The sequence below is a fragment of the Falsiruegeria sp. JB4-1 genome (genome assembly GCF_055693495.1).
Genome location: NZ_JBVFTZ010000001.1, coordinates 3789230 through 3806884 on the forward strand (window position 1 = coordinate 3789230; position 17655 = coordinate 3806884).

Genomic DNA, 17655 nt, shown 5'->3' on the forward strand with positions numbered 1-17655 from the left:
TGGGACCCAATAGGGTCCCTCTTGCTTCCTAGACCAATGATGCTGCAGCGATTTCATATGCCTGCTGTGTCAGCTCAAAGTCAGCCTCGGTCAAAGCCAGAGACGGATAGGTTTTGCCGGGCGCTTTGAAAATACCCTCTTGCATCAACACCGCGTTGAACCTGGTTGCTTTGACCGTGTCAGCGTTGAATACATCGCGGTAGTCGCGAGGCTGCGTGTCGGCGAAGACAATCTCGAACAAGGTTGGATCTCCGACGATTTGATGCGCGATACCGCGCGCGGTCAGGGCCGCTCTTGCCATATCCATGAGACGTTGACCATTAGCACGTAGTCGGTCGTAGGCCCCGTCGCGGCGTAGCACTTCCATCGTCTTGAGGCCCGCAACGGCTGCCACCGGGTTGCCCGACAGCGTGCCCAGCTGCATCAGCCACTTGTCCGCCCCTACCGTTGCCTTGTCGAAATGCGCCATGATGTCGGCGCGACCTGCAATCGCGGCTAAGGGGAAACCACCGCCAATCACCTTGCCCAATGTGGCTACATCCGGCGTCACGCCATAGAGTTCTTGTGCGCCACCGTAGGAGAAACGGAACCCCGTAACGACCTCATCAAAGATTAGGACGATACCGTATTTGTCGGCCTCTTCGCGCAGCAGCTGCAGGAAACCCGGTTTCGGTGGGATGATCCGCTGTAGAGGTTCGACGATGATGGCAGCGACCTGATCACCATGCTCGGCCAGAAGTGAGCGGATGTAGTCAGGGTCGTTGAAAGGCGCAATCAGCATCTCGGCCCGCACACTTTCAGGGATGCTCGGCGCTGTCTGGAACCGCTTGCGGGAAATTGACCATGCGCGAGGGGGCCAACGACATTTGGGCCTCGGCGCTCATGCCGTGATACCCGCCTTCGAACTTGACGACCTTGTCGCGCCCAGTGAAGGCGCGCGCCAGGCGGATTGCATACATATCGGCCTCGCCCCCGGAGGAGACATAACGGATTTGGTCGGCGCACGGTACGGCGCGGCAGATTTCTTCAGCCAGCTCGACCCCGGCCGCGTTGTTCGCAAAGAATGTCATGCCCTTAGGGAGCTGTTCGGCGACCGCCTCCAACACTTCTGGATGGCCATGCCCCAACAACATGGGACCCGACCCAATCAGGAAATCAACGTATTCCTTGCCGTTCTCATCCCAGACCCGGCTGCCTTTGCCATCGCGGATGAACAAGGTCGGATCAAAGTTGCCAAAGCCACCGCCCGGAAGGACAGTCTTGGCGCGCTCGAACCAGTCGGCTTGTGAGAGGATTTTATCCATTTCTGCAGTCCTTTTGCCGGAGGGAATCCCTTGGGTTTTTAAAATTTTGACCAGAAAGTCAAAAATCAGTCAAGGATGAGATCGGGCGGACCGAGCACATCTTTGTCAGGTTGGATGCCAAGCCCGGGCCCGTCTGGTGGTGCAATCCGGCCCTGATCTCGTGTGGGGCCATCCGGGGCAATCCTTGGGGCGACATAACCCGACAGATCGCAGACGTTCATAACACGGGCCGGATCGGTGGAAGCGCCCAAGTGGAGCAGCGCAGCCGTGGTGATATCCGAGCCCCAGGTGTCTTCGATACACATCCGGGGACCCAGATGCAGACACAGATCGCGAGCGCGGCGCGTGGCCGAGAGACCACCAAACTTGGACAGTTTCAACGCGACCGCGTCCATGCAGCCATGGGCATGACCCGCCAACAGGCTGGCTGTGTCATGGGCGTTTTCGTCGAGCTTCATCGGCAGGCCTGTAGCGACGCGAACACGGGCGCAATCTTCGACGGTGGCGCAGGGCTGTTCCAGCATGATGTCGAGATCGGCCACTGCGCGCCCCACGCGAGAGGCCTCTAGTGAGGTGGCACCGCAATTCCAGTCACCATAGACCAGCGGCCCATCCCCTACCGCCTCGCGAACCAGGCGCAGGCGGGCGACATCTGCTTGCCAATCGGCATCGGCGCCGAGCTTGACCTGAAACTGGCGTATCCCTGTCTGATAAGCGGTCTGCGCGATACGGGCCATTTCATCTGGGGCGATGCAGGTGATCGAGTGATAAAGCGGCATTGTCTCGGTTCGGCGCCCGCCAAGCAGCGCATAAAGCGGTAGGTTGGCGGCCTGGCCGGTCAGATCCCAAAGAGCGATGTCCAGTGCGGATTTGGCATAAACGTGACCCTGCAGGTGTTTGTCGAGCTTGGCCATCAGTGCCTCGGGTCCGACAGGGTCAGCGCCAATCAGCACCGGGGCCATCTCTTGAACGGCAGGTGCAACGCCACGTGCGTAGGCCGGCAGGTAGTGGGGGATTGGGCAGACCTCTCCCCATCCAGTCAGGCCGGTGTCGGTTTCAAGAGCGACAACCACCGTTTCGACCGTGTCGCAGGTCTTGCCATCGGCCATGTAATAGGCGGTGTGGCTGGTGAGCGGTATGTGCCACAGAGAGATGCGCGTGAGCTTCATGAGGAGTAGATCGCAACCGGATCGCCTAAGGCGGCTTCGTCCGGATGCACGCCGAGGCCAGGAGTTTCGGGAAGGTGCAGGTGGCCATCAATGTTGCGGGGACCGCGACCATTGGCGATGTCCACCGTGAGCATGTCCTGGCAGGCCCAAACCGCATGGCAGTTGGCGTCGGGAATGGTAGCGGCCAAGTGCAGCGCCTCGGTGTCAGCCAGAACCGAACCACCGGTGGCCATGACAAACATGTCGATGCCGTGTGCCAGCGCGATGTCACGCATGCGGGCGGCTTTGGTCAGGCCGCCGACACGGTTGAGCTTGATGCCGAAGACTTCGGCCAGACCATCGCGGGCGATGCGGGCGGCATCTTGTAGAGTGACGAGGCTTTCATCAACGCTGACCGGCGCGGAATGCAGCGGGCGGATGGCGGCGATGTCGTCCAGGGTTTCGCCCGGCTGTTCGAACATCACGTGCAGGTCTTCGGTCGCGCGCATCACGCGCAGCGCCTGCTGACGAGTCCAGCCGCGGTTGACGTCATAGAGCACGATTTCACCGGGGCGGCGGATGTCTTCCATATCGCGGACGCGTTCGATGTCGCGTTCGACGTCGCCGCCGATCTTGACGGAATGGGCGACATAACCGCGCTGGCGATAACGGTCCACGACGGCACGGGTTTCGGCCGCCGTCTTGGCCCCAACAGAAGACGCAATCGGACGCGGGGTGCGCGAGCCGCCACCCATCAGATCGGCAATCGGCAGGCCAGCCGCCTGCCCCGCGATGTCCCAGCATGCCATGTCGATGGGGGATTTGGCATAAAGATGCCCTGGCAGCGCCAGATCCATCGCGCGTTCCACGTCCAGCACACGGCGCGGGTCGAGGCCGACGATGAAAGGCGCCATGGTTTCGATCCCGGCACGGATGCCGGGGCCATGGGCGGGTACATAGGTGTGCCCCCAAGGCGTGCCCTCGCCCCATCCGACAAGCCCCTCATCCGTTTCAAGCTTGACCAGCGTGGCATCCAATACTTCGAACTTGAGCCGTCCGCCCGAGAGCCAATAGGGATGCTCGAGCGGCAGGTCGACGTGATAGACCGTGATGCGGGTGATCTTCATTTCAGTTCCACTTCGACAAAGCTCATCGGCTGGTCCGAGGCGTTGATAACATTGTGTTCGACGCCTTCGTTGCGCCGATAAGATGTGCCTGCCGTGACGGTGACCTCGTTTGTCGTGCCATCCGGCATCTCAAGCCGCATGTGGCAGTCGGTGACAGCTGTGATGACGTAATCCATCGCGTGCCGGTGCCAGCCGGTTTCTGCACCGGGCGTGAAATCGAACCGGGTGACACGCACGCGCTCATCGTCGATCATCTGCGTGGCTTTGGCTTGGTCTGTCATTGGGTAAACTCCTCTACCGGGTCGCCGAGGCTGTTGAAGTCGGGCGTAACACCAAGCCCGGGAGTATCAGATGCATAGAGCTTGCCATCACGCGCCTCTGGCCCGCCGACCCCAGTCGAACGGGTGTTGTAGTTCATCAGGTCGGTGGTGTTGTGCATGTATTCTGGTGGTGTGGTGGCTGCAAAATGGGCAAGTGCTGCGCTGGTGATCTCGCCACCCCAGGTGTCTTCGGCAACAACAGGGATGCGGTTTTCAACAAGGTAGTCGCGCACACGGCGAGCTTTGGATAGGCCGCCGAGGTTCGAGATCTTGAGGCAAACGAGTTCCGCCGCGTGATCTGCAACGATTTGCTGCGCCACGGCCATGCCGGTCACGCATTCGTCCAGCTTCATCGGCAGATCGGTGCGGGCACGGACCTGCAGGCATTCGGCATAGGTGCGGCAGGGTTGTTCCAGAATGTAATCCAGGTCACTAGTCGCGCGTGCCACGCGGATCGCATTGTCAACGCGCCAACCTTGATTGGCATCCGCCATCGCCTTTTCGCCCGGTTTCAGCAGCGGCACGGTGGACCGGATGCGGTCGATATCGGCGGCCCAATCACCGCCCACCTTGATCTGGAACTGGCGATATCCTTGGGCGCGATACACCTCCATCTCGGCAATGGTCTCTTCGGTGCCTTTCTGCGGCGCCACCCGGTACATGGGCGCACCATCAGTCAGCTTGCCGCCCCACACCGCCCAAAGGGGTGCGTTCAACGACTGCCCTAGAAGATCCCAACAGGCCGCATCAAACGCCGATTTAGCGTAGCCGTGTCCCTGCACCAGATGGTCCATGACCTGCTCGATCCGGGCCACATTACAAGGGTCCTCGCCCAACAAATGCGGCGCGATCAGACGGGCGAGCGCAGGCACCCCTTCGGAGTGTGCAACCATGTAGTTCTCGCCGCAGGGAGTGAACTCACCACATCCCTGCAAGCCCGCATCCGTATCGATCACCACGACAGAGGCGCGCGCAACTTTGATCGCATTGCCCGCGCCCCAGACGTAAGCCCCGCCCACGTAAGGCAGATCTGTCTGGAAAACGCGGATGCGGGTGATTTTCATGCGGCGTCCATCTTTGGCAGATCCGCCATGCCCGCCCCGCGCCAGAGCACGAAAGTCAGGATAGGCTGGTCGTTTGTCACCATGGCGTGGCTTTGCCAGCTGCTGTGGGCACGGGTTTCGCCCGCTGGGACGCTGACCCGATCCTCATCGGCATAGAATGTCGCCTCACCCGCGATGTTGAGATACAACTCCTCGGCCTCGTGGCTGTGCCAGTCATAGCTCAACCCCTCGCCCCAATACCCGATGTAACCGCGCAACTGGGTGGAGTGGAAATGACCCGTGGGGCCGAAGAGTTCGTAGTAGCCATAGCGATTGCGGAAATCGGCGCCGACTTCTTCCTCGGTGTAGGTGCGTTTCCAGCTTGCCAGATCTGTGGCCTTCTTGACCGCCTGTACCAACGCATCCGTTTGCGGGGTTCCCGGCAAAGCTAGGTTCGCGACCAAGTCGGTGGCAGGAACAGCGCGCGGTTGCAAATTAGATGGGGTCAGATCATCCGGCCAGGAGGCAAACTCGTTCAGGTCTGGGTGCGCGGCATGCAATTGCCGGGCGGCTTCAAGGACAGCGTCGAGGGTCATGGGATCACTACGATGTTTCCGGTGTGGGTTTTGTTGATAAAGGCCTGCTGGGCCTCTCGAAGCTGATTAAGGGGGTAGGTCGCGGCCAAAGCTGGCTTGATCTTGCCATCCTCTATGTATTTCACGACATCGGTGAAGTTTTTCGGCCGGTTCACCGTGGAGCCGACGAAGGTCAGATCGCGCAGATAGAATGTTCGCAAGTCGAGCTCGACCATGGGGCCCGCGATAGCCCCCGAGCACGTATAGCGCCCGCCGCGTTCCAGAATGTCGATCAGCTTGGGCCAGTTGTCACCGCCGACTACGTCAGCGACCACGGTGATCTTTTCCCCCTTCAGCGCCTTGCGCAGGTTTTCAGGGTTCCGCGGGAGGATCACGTCCGGCCCCAACTCGGCGACCTCGGCGTGTTTGGCCTCGGACGCCATTGCAATAGTGCGGGCACCGCGCAGTTTGGCAAGTTGGATCAAGGCACCGCCAACGCCGCCGGATGCGCCGGGTATCAAAACGGTGTCGCCCAGCCCCACATTGGCGCGATCCACCATGCCCTCGGCCGTGACATACGAGCAGATGAAGGTGGCAAGTTCAGCGTCGCTGAGGTCACAGTCGATCGGGGCAATGCCACGCACATCGGCTTTGGTGTATTCTGCGTATCCACCGTCGCATTCCGAGCCGAAGTATCCCGCCTTATCGCGGTTCATCGGCTCATCCCAATCCCGCAGCCATCCCGCCACCATGACGCGCTTGCCGATCAGGCCCGGGTCGGCACCTTCGCCGACTTCAACGACCTCGCCGACAGCATCTGCGCCTTGGATGCGGGGAAAGGTCAGCGGCGCGCCGCCCCAGGTGCTGTCTTCGTCGTCGACCTCATCAAAAGCGCCGCCGGTTGTGGCCTCATCCACCGCTTTGGAATACCAACCCGTGCGGGTGTTCACGTCAGTGTTGTTGAGGCCGCAGGCCCCGACCTTGATCACCACCTCCATCGGCCCCGCCTGGGGCGTGGGCCAATCTTCGTGCCATTCGTATTTGTCAAAATCACCGTGTCCGGTCAGCACCATGGCCTTCATAGTTGCGGGAATGGTCATGTCAGTGGTCCTTTCGAGGTCAGAGGAGGGTATTGCCCCCCGCCTTCGGCTCCCCCGGAGTATTTGAAAATGGGTGAAAATGTTGGGTCATTCTGCGGCCACCTTGGAGGCGTCGGTGCGCGGCAACAGGCTTTGCGGATCATAGACGGGTTCGCTCAGGATGCGGCCCTTGCGGGGTTTGCCTGCGACGATGACCTCAACCTCGGTTCCGGGTTGGTTAGCGTGTGGCTTGACATAGGCAAAGGCCAGGATCTTGCCGACCGAATGGCCATAGGCGACGGACGCAGTCGAACCGACCACCTGACCGTTCAGCATCACAGCCTCACCGCCATGGCCATCTTCGACGCCATCGGATTCGATCTCCAGATAGGCGCAGACCCAAGGCAGATCGGTGTTGAGCGTCTTGTCCTTCCCTAAGTACTCTTTGTCCTGCCGGGCAAAGCGCAGCACGTCGGCCTCGGCCAGTGTGACCTCGTTGGTCAATTCACCTGCCCCTTTGAACCCTTTCTCCATCCGCAGTGAGTTCATTGCAAAGGAGCCATAGTCGGTAATGCCATGCGCCTCACCTGCGGCCCAAAGCGCGTCGTAAACGGCAAGGGTGTTTTCGCGGGGGATGTGCAGTTCCCACCCCAGCTCACCCGCATAGGACATGCGGAAAGCCCAGAGCTTGTGGCCTGCGACCTCGATTTCTTGCGCGGTGAGCCATTTGAACCCGGCGTTGGACAGGTCAGCATCAGTACAGGCCCCCATCACGTCGCGGGCGGCGGGGCCGTTGACTGACAAGGCGGCCCAGTCGTTGGACCGCAGGATGATCTCGGCATCCTCACCGTCACGCTGCTGTTCAAGATGATCCAGCAGGCGCTGCTCAAAGAAGGCGGCACAGACGAGGTAGTAGCGGCCCTCATTCAATTTCACGGCCGTTGTTTCCAGCTCGATCCGGCCCCGGCGGTTGAGCATATGGGTCAGCGCGATGCCACCCACCTTTTGCGGCAGGCCGTTGGCTGTCAGCCGGTCGAGCAATGCTTCGGCACCCGGACCCGCAACCTCGACCTTGGTAAAGGCCGAAATGTCCATGATGCCGACGGCCTCGCGCACAGCTTGGCATTCGGTCGCGACCATATCGTGCACTGCGTTGCGCTTGAACGAATAGTGGTCGAGCTGCGCCACACCATCCTTGGCAAACCAACGGGGGCGTTCGTGGCCATAGACCTCTTCATAGACCGCGCCCTTGTCCTTAAGCCGCTCATAGAGCGGCGAGGGTTTCACAGGTCGCCCTGCAAGGCGATTGAAATGCGGGAACGGGATTTCGTGGCGCAGGCAGTAGTCTTCTTTGGCCTTGGTGACCTGCCAATCCTTGGTGGCATAGCTGCCGAAACGACGCGGATCGTATTCGCGCATGGAAATATCGGCAGCGCCATGCACCATCCAGCGCGCCAGCTCACGTGTCAGACCCGGCCCCCAGCCGATACCGATCTGCGTGCCACAGCAGCACCAGTAGTTGCGCACGCCCGGCGCAGGGCCGATCAGCGGGTTGCCATCCGGCGGGTGCGAGATGGCCCCGTGCACGTCGCGGGAAATCCCCAGTTCAGCAAAGATCGGCATGCGGTTCAGGCTTTCCTCGAGCCAGGGCATGACACGGTCATAATCGGCATCGAACAGCCAGTTTTCATAGTCCCATGGGCATTCATCCAGCCAAACCGCATTGGGGTTGGCCTTTTCGTAGATGCCGATCAGCCCGCGTTTCTGCTCCATTCGGATGTAACCCGAGACCTTCTTGTCGTCGCGGATGACCGGGAGCTCCTTGTCCAGCCCTTCGAATTCAGGCACCGGGTCGGTGACGAAATAATGGTGCGTCATCGAAGTCATCGGCAGTTGCAGGCCGGACCATTCGCCCATCTGGCGGGCATAGGTGCCGCCCGCGTTGACCACATGCTCGCAGGTGATGGTGCCCTGCTCGCTTTCAACCACCCATTCGCCAGTGTCAGCTTGGGTGATGTTTGTGGCGCGGCAGCGGCGGACGATCTTAACGCCCAGCGCACGCGCGCCTGCGGCCATGGCCATGGTCACGTTGGTCGGATCGACGTGGCCGTCGTCTGGTGTGTGGAGCGCGCCCAAAACGCCGTCGAGATTGTAGAACGGGTGCAGTTCGGCCACCTTTTCGGGACCAACGAGTTCGATGTTGAAGCCCAGAGATCGCCCGACGGACAGGGTGTGGCGCAACCAGTCCATTTCATCCTCGGTATAGGCGAGCCGGAACGACCCGCAGCCGTGCCATGTCACCGCCTGCCCGGTCTCAGCCTCCAACGCGCCGGAATACAGCCCGATGTTGTAGTCCACGCATTTGCCCAGACCGAACGAGCTGGTGGAATGGGTGATCTGGCTCGGCGGCGTGCCAGGTCGAGCCAGACGTCAGCTCTCCCTTTTCCAGCAGGACAACATCGCTCCAGCCTTCGTGCGCCAGATGATAGGCAAGGCCCACCCCCATGACGCCCCCACCCACGATGACGACACGGGCGTGCGACGGCAGCTTATTCTCGGACATGATTTTTCCACTTCATGCATCACGATTCTTCTCGACAGGCTAATTCCACATTTGTACCATCGTCAATCATGAATGACACAAATGTATCATATACCGTTCTGGACCGCCTGACCGAGGAATGGGACGCCCTGACGCCCGAGGCGCAGAAAGCCGCGCGCTATGTGCTGGAAAACCCCACGGACGTGGGGGTTTCGACCGTGCGCGAGATTGCCGAAGCCGCCAACGTAAAACCCAACACCTTTGTGCGCATGGCGCGCCAAGTGGGCTTTGACGGGTACGAGGATTTCCGCGCGCCATTCCGCGATGCAATCAGGCGCGGGACAGTGTCCTTTCCCGACCGTGCACGCTGGCTGCAAGACATCGGTAAATCGGGGGAGCTTGGCGGGCTTTATGCCGACATGGTCGGCGCAGCGATCCGCAACATTGAAGAGACCTTTGGCGGAATCAGCGAAGACACCCTAAAGGCAGCCGCGACGGACATCTGGAGTTCACGGCAGGTCTATACTTTGGGCGTTGGCGTCAACAATTCGAACGCCCGCAATTTCACCTATCTTGCCTCGACCGGTATGAAGCAGTTTCATGCGATCCCACGGCCGGGGTCCACTGCGATTGACGATCTGGCCTGGGCGGATGAACAGGACGTGTTGATCGCCATCACCTGCCATCCCTATCGAACCGAGGTAATCGAAGCGATCAAGCTGGCGCGCGAGCAAGGGATGACCGTGGTGGGTCTGTCCGACAGCCCGGCCAGCCCGGTGATCCTGAACGCCAACCACGGTTTTGTTGTTGCTGCCGACACGCCGCAATTCTTCCCCTCCTCCGTATCGACTATCGCCTTGCTGGAAACACTGCTGTCCTTTGTCGTGGCCGTCTCCAGTGATGAGATTGTCGAACGGGTCGAGCGGTTTCATCGTCGTCGCCATCAATTGGGCCTATATGCGGAGGAGCCTGAATGAACGCACCCCTTACGCAGTCTCTGGACGCGCGCTATTATACCGACCCTGCGATTTTCGAGCAGGAAATGCAGGGACTTTTGGCCCGCACGTGGCAGTTTGCTGGCCATATCGCGCAGGTGCGCGAAGTCGGGGATTACTTTGCCTTTGAGATCGCCGGTGAGAGCCTCTTTTGCATTCGCGGGCGCGATGGTGAAATCCGCACCTTCTATAACGTTTGCCAACACCGCGCGCATGAAATGGTCACCGGTGCGGGCAATACGCGTGTGGTCGTGTGTCCATACCACTCGTGGACCTATGAACTATCAGGCGAGTTGCGCGCAGGGCCCAACATCAAGTCAGTTCCGGGATTTGACCGCTCGGCCATTTGCCTGACCTCGGTCCAAACCGAAGTGTTCAACGGCTTCATCTTCGTCAATCTTGATGACGATGCGGCACCTATGGACGACTGGTATCCCGGCGTGCGCGAAGAAATCCGCACCTATGTGCCCCACATCGACGCGCTTGAACCGTTGGAATGGGTCGAGGTTCCAGAAAACTGTAACTGGAAAGTCAGCATCGAGAACTATTCGGAGTGCTATCACTGCCCGACCAACCACCCCACCTTTGCCGAAGGTGTGGTCAAACCCGAGACCTATGACATCAAACCCGACGAGGGCGGCGGCTATGTCTTGCGCCACACTACCGAATGTCAGGCCCTCGACAAGATGACCTATCCCATCGACATGTCGGTCCCCCATGCGGGTGACTACCAGTCGTGGTTCCTTTGGCCGATGTTTTCGTTCCAATGCTATCCGGGCAATGTGCTCAACACCTATCACTGGCGCGCCAACGACACCGATCACTGCACCGTTTGGCGCGGCTGGTATACCGATGGTGGGTCGGAAAGCGCCGTCATCCGACAACTTGCTGTTCAAGACCGTGAAACCACTGTCGAGGAAGACATACACCTTGTGGAATCGGTTTATCGCGGCCTTAAATCGCGTGGCTATAGACCCGGACCGCTTGTCCTGGACCCATCCGGCGGGGTGATGTCTGAGCATTCGATTGCTAGGCTGCAACAATGGATGCGCGAGGCGATTGATCCGTAGCAAACGTCAAGGAGAGGTGCGTTGACTGAACGAACAGGACGCTGCGCTTGCGGTGCGACCATATGGCAGACCTCTGGCCCGGTCCTTTGGGCAGGGCATTGCCATTGCGAGAGTTGCCGACGAGCCAGCTCTGCCCCGGTAACAAGTTTTTTTGACGTTCCACGTGACAGTGTGATCTGGACTGGAAAGATCACGGACCGGCAGTCTTCGGTTGGGGTGCATAGGGGGTTTTGCGCAGCTTGCGGCACGCAGCTTTATTATCAAGCGGATATTTGGCCCGACGAAACACATCTGTTCGCAGCCACGCTGGACGATCCCAAACTGTTTGAACCTCAGGCCCATTACCATTGGGCGGAACGGTTGCCATGGATGGCAATCACCGACGAGTTGCCGAAATACAAAGGGTCTGCGGATGGCGACGATCCTTTGTAGCGGAGACATCCCGAACCATCGCAGCTCTAAGTCAAGGCCCCCTCTCGGGCCGTCTGAAAGCTGACCAACAGCCAAGACCGATATGGAGACTTACATGGCCGACTTGTTCAATGAAGATCTGTTCCTCAAGGGCCTGGAACAGCGAAAGGGCACCTTGGGCGCCGAATACGTGGAAAAGAACCTGGCCGCGGCCGACGAGTTCACGCGGCCCTTTCAGGAGGCGATGACCGCATGGTGTTGGGGCTTTGGCTGGGGTGATGACGTAATCGAGCCCAAGACACGCTCAATGATGAACCTCGCCATGATTGGGGCCTTGGGCAAGATGCATGAGTGGGAGATTCACTGCCGCGGCGCGTTGAACAACGGTGTCACCAAAGAGGAAATCCGGGCCATCATCCACGTGATCGGCATCTACTGCGGGGTGCCTCAATCGTTGGAGTGCTTCCGCGTGGCCCGCAAGGTGCTGGAAGAAGCCGGACAGCTTTCAACGTAGAACTCAGGCTGTTGACTTAGGTTCGCATTCAAACGTTAGAATACCTCTAGTTGATCTGGAGGTACTTTCATGAAGATATTTCGCAGTCTCCTGATAGCGGCTAGTCTGACGTTTTCTTCGTCGCTCGGAGCCTCAGCCCAGGAAAAACCCAACATCGTCTTCATCTTTTTGGACAATTTCGGCTGGGGTGAACCCGGGTTTAATGGCGGCGGCATTATCCGCGGAACCGAGACACCCGCAATGGATGCGCTGGCCGCCGAGGGTTTGCGTTTGACCAATTTCAATGTCGAAAGCCAGTGTACCCCGTCGCGCGCCGCTACGATGACGGGCCGATACGGCATCCGTAGCGGTAATCACACAGTCCCTTTGGGTGGCGGCGTCTACGGTCTGGTCCAGTGGGAAATTACGATGGCCGAGATGCTGAAAGAGGCTGGCTATGATACCGCAATGCTTGGCAAGTGGCATCTGGGTTGGACCGAAGGGCGTTTCCCAACAAATCAGGGGTTCGACGAATTTTATGGCGTTGAAACAACCGATGTTACCGTCTGGAGCACACTGAGCGGGTTTGCAGAGGCAGACATGGAAGCCCCTGTCGTCATGCAAGGTGTAGCTGGAGAACCCGCAACAGTAGCTCGAGATTATGACATCGAGTACCGCGCTTTGATCGATGGCGACCTAACCAACAAGGCCATCGACTTCATCGCCCAAAAGGGCCAGACCGACGATCCGTTCTTCCTGTATCTGGCCTATACCAACACACATTATCCAAACATCCCCCATCCAGAGTTTGAAGGTGCAACCGGCAATGGTGTTTGGGCGGACATCTTGTTGCAGACCGACACCTACATCGGGCGAGTGGTACAGGCCTTGGAGGACGCTGGCGTCAGCGACGATACGGTTGTTATTTTCACGGCCGACAACGGCCCCGAGGCCCTGCCAGTGGGCAGTTCGAATGTGTCGCCTTCTCCGGCGGTGCAAGGTACGGCAGGCCCGTTTCGCGGTACACTTTTCACCAGCCTCGAGGGCAGCATGCGCGTTCCCTTCGCGATCAAATGGCCCGGCAACATCCCTGCCGGATCGGCCAGCAACGAGGTGGTGCATTCCATGGACCTGTTCCCAACGCTTGCGGCTTTTGCTGGCGGCGCGGTCCCACAAGACCGGGCCTTTGACGGCATTGATCAGTCCTCGTTTTTCCTGGGAGAGCAGCCGAACTCGAACCGCGATGGCGTGATTGTCTACATGGGAGAGCAGGTCTTTGGCGTGAAATGGCAGGACTGGAAGGTTCTATTCAAGGAAAACGCCACGATTTTCAGCCCGACGGATTCCTTTGACACACCGCGGGTCTATAACCTGCTGAACGATCCGGGCGAACGGGACAATGTTCTTTTTCCGTACACTTGGGTCGCCGAAAAGGCTCTACCACAACTAGGTGAACATTTGGCGACCTTCGAACAATATCCGCCCATCGCGCCTGGGACGCCTGATCCTTACACGCCGCCTGTTGATTGATGCTCCGCCTGTTGGCGTGCGTTTGGACACAGGCACGCCAGAGACGTTACCCAAGAGGGGATAACTGCGTTTTCGAATTTCTATATGTTACCATTTTTCACGATGCTTGCATTTTGTGTTACATTTTACTTGCGGCGAATCATAATCACACCTATTACCCGACCAAGCGGTCACCTTATGGTGCAGCCAAAAACTGGAGACTATTCTGAATGGACGCCTTCATCTGCGACGCACAACGCACCCCAATCGGACGCTACGGCGGAACCCTGTCTGGGGTTCGGACCGACGATCTGGCTGCGCTGCCAATTGCCGCCCTGATGGAACGCAACCCCGATGTGGACTGGTCCACCGTTGACGATGTGATCTTTGGCGATGCCAATCAGGCAGGTGAAAGCAACCGCAACGTGGCGCGGATGGCCGGGTTGCTGGCAGGTCTTCCGATTGATGTTCCGGGCACCACCGTGAACCGTCTGTGCGCCAGTGGCATGGACGCAGTCGGCATGGCCTCTCGCGGGATCAAAGCGGGCGACTATGACATGGTCATTGCAGGCGGTGTTGAGAGCATGAGCCGGGCGCCTTTTGTAATGCCCAAGGCCACCAGCGCTTTCAGCCGGGCAAACAATGTCTACGATACCACCATCGGCTGGCGTTTCGTGAACAAGAAGATGCACGAGATGTATGGCACCGATACCATGCCTCAGACAGCTGACAACGTGGCCGACGATTACGGTGTGAGCCGCGCTGACCAAGATGCTTTTGCCGCGCGCAGCCAGGCCCGTTGGGCGGCGGCGGACGCAGCCGGCGTGTTCAAGGACGAAATCACAACTGTAACCCTGCCTCAGCGCAAGGGCGATCCGATCGTATTCGACACAGACGAGCACCCTCGCCCCGGAACAACCGAGGAAAAGCTCGCAAACCTCAAAGGCATTAACGGTCCGGACAAGACAGTGACGGCCGGTAACGCCTCGGGTGTGAATGACGGCGCGGCCGCGATCCTAATGGCGAATGAAGATGCAGCGGCCAAGAACAACCTCAAACCGATGGCCCGTGTGGTGGGCATGTCGGTGGCCGGTGTTGCGCCGCGCGTTATGGGCATCGGCCCGGTTCCGGCCTGCCGCAAGGTGTTGGCCCGTGCAGGTCTGACCATCGAGCAGATGGATGTGATAGAATTGAACGAAGCTTTTGCCAGCCAGGGTCTTGCCACCCTGCGCGAACTTGGCGTGGCCGATGATGCACCCCATGTTAACCCCAACGGCGGTGCGATCTCGATCGGGCACCCGTTGGGTATGTCGGGCGCACGTCTGGTGCTGACGGCGGCCTATCAATTGCAACGCACGGGCGGGCGCTATGCGCTGTGCACCATGTGTGTTGGTGTGGGACAGGGTGCCGCCCTGATCCTGGAACGAGTTTAAGGAGGGAACTGCCATGTATGCACAGATGGTCAAATCCGAAGCGTCGCAGGAAGATCCTGAAAAGCTGGCAGCCTTTCAGGCCCGCATCGACGCAGGCGAAAAGATCGAGCCCAAGGATTGGATGCCTCAGGGTTATCGCAAAACGCTGATCCGTCAGATCGGTCAGCACGCCCATTCCGAGATCGTCGGCACCCTGCCCGAAGGCAACTGGGTCACCCGAGCGCCCACTCTGGAACGCAAGGCGATCCTGCTGGCCAAGGTCCAGGATGAGGCAGGCCATGGTCTGTACCTCTACTGTGCGGCCGAGACCCTAGGTGTCAGCCGAGATGAAATGACAGAGATGCTGCTCGATGGTCGCATGAAGTATTCGTCGATCTTCAACTACCCCTCGCTGAACTGGGCCGATATCGGCGCCATCGGCTGGCTGGTGGATGGCGCGGCGATCATGAACCAAGTGCCGTTGCAGCGGACCTCATACGGTCCCTATTCCCGCGCGATGATCCGCATCTGCAAGGAAGAGAGCTTTCACCAGCGTCAGGGTTATGACGCTATCCGCGCCTGCGCAGAGGGTACGCCCGCGCAGAAGAAGATGGCTCAGGATGCGCTTAACCGCTACTGGTATCCGTCGCTGATGATGTTCGGCCCGCCTGACGGAGACTCGGTCCATTCAGAACAGTCAATGGCGTGGAAGATCAAGATCAACACAAACGACGAGCTGCGCCAGAAGTTTGTGGACCAGACCGTGCCGCAGGCTGAATTCCTGGGCCTGACCGTTCCGGACGAAAACCTGAAATGGAACGAAGAGCGCGGGCATTATGATTTCAGCCAGCCCGACTGGTCCGAATTCTTTGACGTGATCAAAGGCAACGGCCCCTGCAACGTCGACCGACTGGCTGATCGCAACAAGGCCTGGGACGATGGCGCCTGGGTGCGCGAAGGCATGTTGGCCCACGCCCGCAAAAAAGCAGCCGCAAAAGTCGCGGCAGAGTAACAAACGAAGACACATCCGCTGTGCGAGGGGCCCGGTTTTAACCACCGGTTTCTCCCCTCGTACCCAGCCAGGAGGAGACCCAAGCTATGAACAACGAATGGCCCCTGTGGGAAGTTTTCATCCGCGGCCAGCATGGCATGAGCCACCGTCACGTGGGCAGCCTGCATGCACCCGACGCCGAAATGGCGATCAAGAACGCCCGCGACGTCTATACCCGCCGCAACGAAGGCGTGTCGATCTGGGTGGTCGAGGCCGTGAACATTTCCGCCTCGTCCCCGTCAGACAAAGGCCCGCTTTATGAACCCAGCGAAAGCAAGGTTTATCGTCACCCGACCTTCTTTGACATTCCTGATGAAGTGGGGGCCATGTGATGACCCGCAACGAGGCTCTGTTTGAGTTCCTCCAGCGTATGGGGGACAACACCCTGATCCTGGGACACCGGATCAGTGAATGGTGCGGTATGGCTCCGGTCCTGGAAGAGGACATTGCGCTGTCAAACACCGCACTGGATTTCATTGGCCAGACCCAGTTCTGGCTGGGCTATGCGGGCGAGGTTGAAGGCGAAGGTCGCGATGCGGACCGTCTGGCCTTTCACCGCGATGCCTGGGATTTCCGCAACGTGCTGCTGGTCGAGATGCCGAATGGCGACTTTGGCCAGACCCTCATGCGTCAGTTCCTGTTCGATGCCTGGCATTCGATCTACGTTGCGCGCCTGATCAAAAGCAGCGACACACGTGTCTCTGAGATCGCCGAAAAGGCCAGCAAGGAAATCGCCTATCACCTGGAACGCTCGGCCGACACGGTTGTCGCCCTTGGTGACGGAACCGAAGAAAGCCACGCGCGCATGCAGAAGGCGCTGGATTATCTTTACCCTTACGTGGGTGAGATGTTCCTGACCGACGAAGTCGACGCCGAGATGATTGCGGCCGGCATTGCTCCGGATCCCAGTACCCTGCGCGAAGAATATGACGCGCTGGTGCAAAAGGTGTTGGATGAGGCCACGCTGACCGTGCCCGGCAACCGCTTTGCCCAAAAGGGCGGCAAGAGCGGCACCATGCACACTGAACATCTGGGCCACCTGCTGTGCTCGATGCAGTGGCTGCAGCGGGCCTATCCGGACGGAAACTGGTAAAGCACCATGGAACAGCCAAGCGTCAAACAGGTTTGGGAATGGCTAGATGCTGTTCCCGACCCCGAGATCCCTGTGATCTCGCTCGTGGATCTTGGCATCATCCGGGACGTCGCGTGGCAAGACGACACGCTGACTGTCACGGTGACGCCGACTTACTCGGGGTGCCCCGCCACATCCGTGATCAACATGGATATCGAGACCGCCCTTCGGGACCACGGGATCGAAAAGCTGCAGCTCAAGCAGCAGCTTAGCCCGGCCTGGACCACCGATTGGCTGACCGAGCGCGGCAAGGCACGACTGGAAGATTACGGGATCGCCCCACCGCAACCTGCGGGCGGTCCAGAACGGTGCCCAAACTGCGGCAGCGGGAATGTGCAGAAGGTCAGTCAGTTCGGCTCGACCCCCTGCAAGGCGCATTGGCGCTGCACCGACTGCCTGGAACCGTTCGACTATTTCAAATGCATCTGAGCCCCAGATAAGAGG

Annotated in this window: 18 protein-coding genes and 1 pseudogene; 10 read left to right on the forward strand and 9 right to left on the reverse strand. The window is 59.4% G+C overall.

Going from position 1 to position 17655, the window contains the following annotated elements; translation table 11 throughout:
* Positions 1 to 28: 28 nt before the first annotated feature.
* The 9 genes and pseudogenes from ACZ1HE_RS19255 to ACZ1HE_RS19295 all read right to left on the reverse strand — a co-directional run bounded on the left by ACZ1HE_RS19255 (position 29) and on the right by ACZ1HE_RS19295 (position 9159).
* A complete protein-coding gene (locus tag ACZ1HE_RS19255) occupies positions 29 to 781 on the reverse strand; it encodes an aminotransferase class III-fold pyridoxal phosphate-dependent enzyme (RefSeq protein WP_472623422.1) in 753 nt (250 codons plus the stop codon).
* Between the two features lie 16 nt (positions 782 to 797).
* Positions 798 to 1304: an aminotransferase class III-fold pyridoxal phosphate-dependent enzyme gene (locus ACZ1HE_RS19260; RefSeq protein ID WP_472623424.1), complete on the reverse strand. Its 507-nt coding sequence runs from the start codon at positions 1302 to 1304 to the stop codon at positions 798 to 800.
* Between the two features lie 65 nt (positions 1305 to 1369).
* A complete protein-coding gene (locus tag ACZ1HE_RS19265) occupies positions 1370 to 2473 on the reverse strand; it encodes a mandelate racemase/muconate lactonizing enzyme family protein (protein WP_472623426.1) in 1104 nt (367 codons plus the stop codon).
* A complete protein-coding gene (locus ACZ1HE_RS19270) occupies positions 2470 to 3579 on the reverse strand; it encodes a mandelate racemase/muconate lactonizing enzyme family protein (RefSeq protein ID WP_472623428.1) in 1110 nt (369 codons plus the stop codon). Before ACZ1HE_RS19270 ends, ACZ1HE_RS19265 begins: the two co-directional genes overlap by 4 nt.
* Positions 3576 to 3860, reverse strand: a complete 285-nt coding sequence (locus ACZ1HE_RS19275; RefSeq protein WP_472623430.1) for a cupin domain-containing protein — start codon at positions 3858 to 3860, stop codon at positions 3576 to 3578. Before ACZ1HE_RS19275 ends, ACZ1HE_RS19270 begins: the two co-directional genes overlap by 4 nt.
* The gene (locus ACZ1HE_RS19280) at positions 3857 to 4963 is read right to left on the reverse strand and encodes a mandelate racemase/muconate lactonizing enzyme family protein (RefSeq protein ID WP_472623432.1); all 1107 of its coding nucleotides are present in this window, start codon (positions 4961 to 4963) and stop codon (positions 3857 to 3859) included. Before ACZ1HE_RS19280 ends, ACZ1HE_RS19275 begins: the two co-directional genes overlap by 4 nt.
* Positions 4960 to 5538, reverse strand: a complete 579-nt coding sequence (locus ACZ1HE_RS19285; protein WP_472623434.1) for a dimethylsulfonioproprionate lyase family protein — start codon at positions 5536 to 5538, stop codon at positions 4960 to 4962. The genes ACZ1HE_RS19280 and ACZ1HE_RS19285 overlap by 4 nt, the downstream gene beginning before the upstream one ends.
* Complete coding sequence (locus ACZ1HE_RS19290; RefSeq protein ID WP_472623436.1) at positions 5535 to 6617, reverse strand: alcohol dehydrogenase family protein; 1083 nt, start codon at positions 6615 to 6617, stop codon at positions 5535 to 5537. The genes ACZ1HE_RS19285 and ACZ1HE_RS19290 overlap by 4 nt, the downstream gene beginning before the upstream one ends.
* Positions 6618 to 6704: 87 nt before the next feature.
* Positions 6705 to 9159, reverse strand: a pseudogene (locus ACZ1HE_RS19295) (FAD-dependent oxidoreductase).
* Between the two features lie 68 nt (positions 9160 to 9227).
* On the opposite strand from ACZ1HE_RS19295, the gene ACZ1HE_RS19300 reads away from it, so the two are divergent.
* From ACZ1HE_RS19300 to paaD, 10 genes are all read left to right on the forward strand, one after another.
* Positions 9228 to 10115, forward strand: a complete 888-nt coding sequence (locus ACZ1HE_RS19300) for a MurR/RpiR family transcriptional regulator (RefSeq protein WP_472623438.1) — start codon at positions 9228 to 9230, stop codon at positions 10113 to 10115.
* Positions 10112 to 11203 carry an aromatic ring-hydroxylating oxygenase subunit alpha gene (locus ACZ1HE_RS19305; RefSeq protein WP_472623440.1) on the forward strand — a complete coding sequence of 364 codons (1092 nt, stop codon included), beginning with the start codon at positions 10112 to 10114 and terminating at the stop codon, positions 11201 to 11203. Before ACZ1HE_RS19300 ends, ACZ1HE_RS19305 begins: the two co-directional genes overlap by 4 nt.
* A 21-nt stretch (positions 11204 to 11224) precedes the next feature.
* On the forward strand, positions 11225 to 11635 hold the full coding sequence (locus ACZ1HE_RS19310) for a GFA family protein (RefSeq protein ID WP_472623442.1): 411 nt from the start codon (positions 11225 to 11227) through the stop codon (positions 11633 to 11635).
* 94 nt (positions 11636 to 11729) lie between these two features.
* A complete protein-coding gene (locus ACZ1HE_RS19315) occupies positions 11730 to 12128 on the forward strand; it encodes a carboxymuconolactone decarboxylase family protein (RefSeq protein ID WP_472623444.1) in 399 nt (132 codons plus the stop codon).
* Positions 12129 to 12197: 69 nt separating this feature from the next.
* On the forward strand, positions 12198 to 13637 hold the full coding sequence (locus ACZ1HE_RS19320; RefSeq protein ID WP_472623446.1) for an arylsulfatase: 1440 nt from the start codon (positions 12198 to 12200) through the stop codon (positions 13635 to 13637).
* A gap of 209 nt (positions 13638 to 13846) precedes the next feature.
* Positions 13847 to 15049: a 3-oxoadipyl-CoA thiolase gene (gene pcaF / locus ACZ1HE_RS19325; protein ID WP_472623448.1), complete on the forward strand. Its 1203-nt coding sequence runs from the start codon at positions 13847 to 13849 to the stop codon at positions 15047 to 15049.
* A 13-nt stretch (positions 15050 to 15062) separates the two neighbouring features.
* Positions 15063 to 16040 carry a 1,2-phenylacetyl-CoA epoxidase subunit PaaA gene (gene paaA / locus ACZ1HE_RS19330; RefSeq protein ID WP_472623450.1) on the forward strand — a complete coding sequence of 326 codons (978 nt, stop codon included), beginning with the start codon at positions 15063 to 15065 and terminating at the stop codon, positions 16038 to 16040.
* A gap of 86 nt (positions 16041 to 16126) precedes the next feature.
* Positions 16127 to 16411 (forward strand): 1,2-phenylacetyl-CoA epoxidase subunit PaaB, encoded by a 285-nt coding sequence (paaB, locus tag ACZ1HE_RS19335; protein ID WP_085794386.1) that lies wholly within the window; start codon positions 16127 to 16129, stop codon positions 16409 to 16411.
* Positions 16411 to 17172 (forward strand): 1,2-phenylacetyl-CoA epoxidase subunit PaaC, encoded by a 762-nt coding sequence (paaC, locus tag ACZ1HE_RS19340; protein ID WP_472623452.1) that lies wholly within the window; start codon positions 16411 to 16413, stop codon positions 17170 to 17172. The genes paaB and paaC overlap by 1 nt, the downstream gene beginning before the upstream one ends.
* A gap of 6 nt (positions 17173 to 17178) precedes the next feature.
* Positions 17179 to 17640, forward strand: a complete 462-nt coding sequence (gene paaD, locus ACZ1HE_RS19345) for a 1,2-phenylacetyl-CoA epoxidase subunit PaaD (protein WP_472623454.1) — start codon at positions 17179 to 17181, stop codon at positions 17638 to 17640.
* The last annotated feature ends 15 nt before the right edge of the window (positions 17641 to 17655 follow it).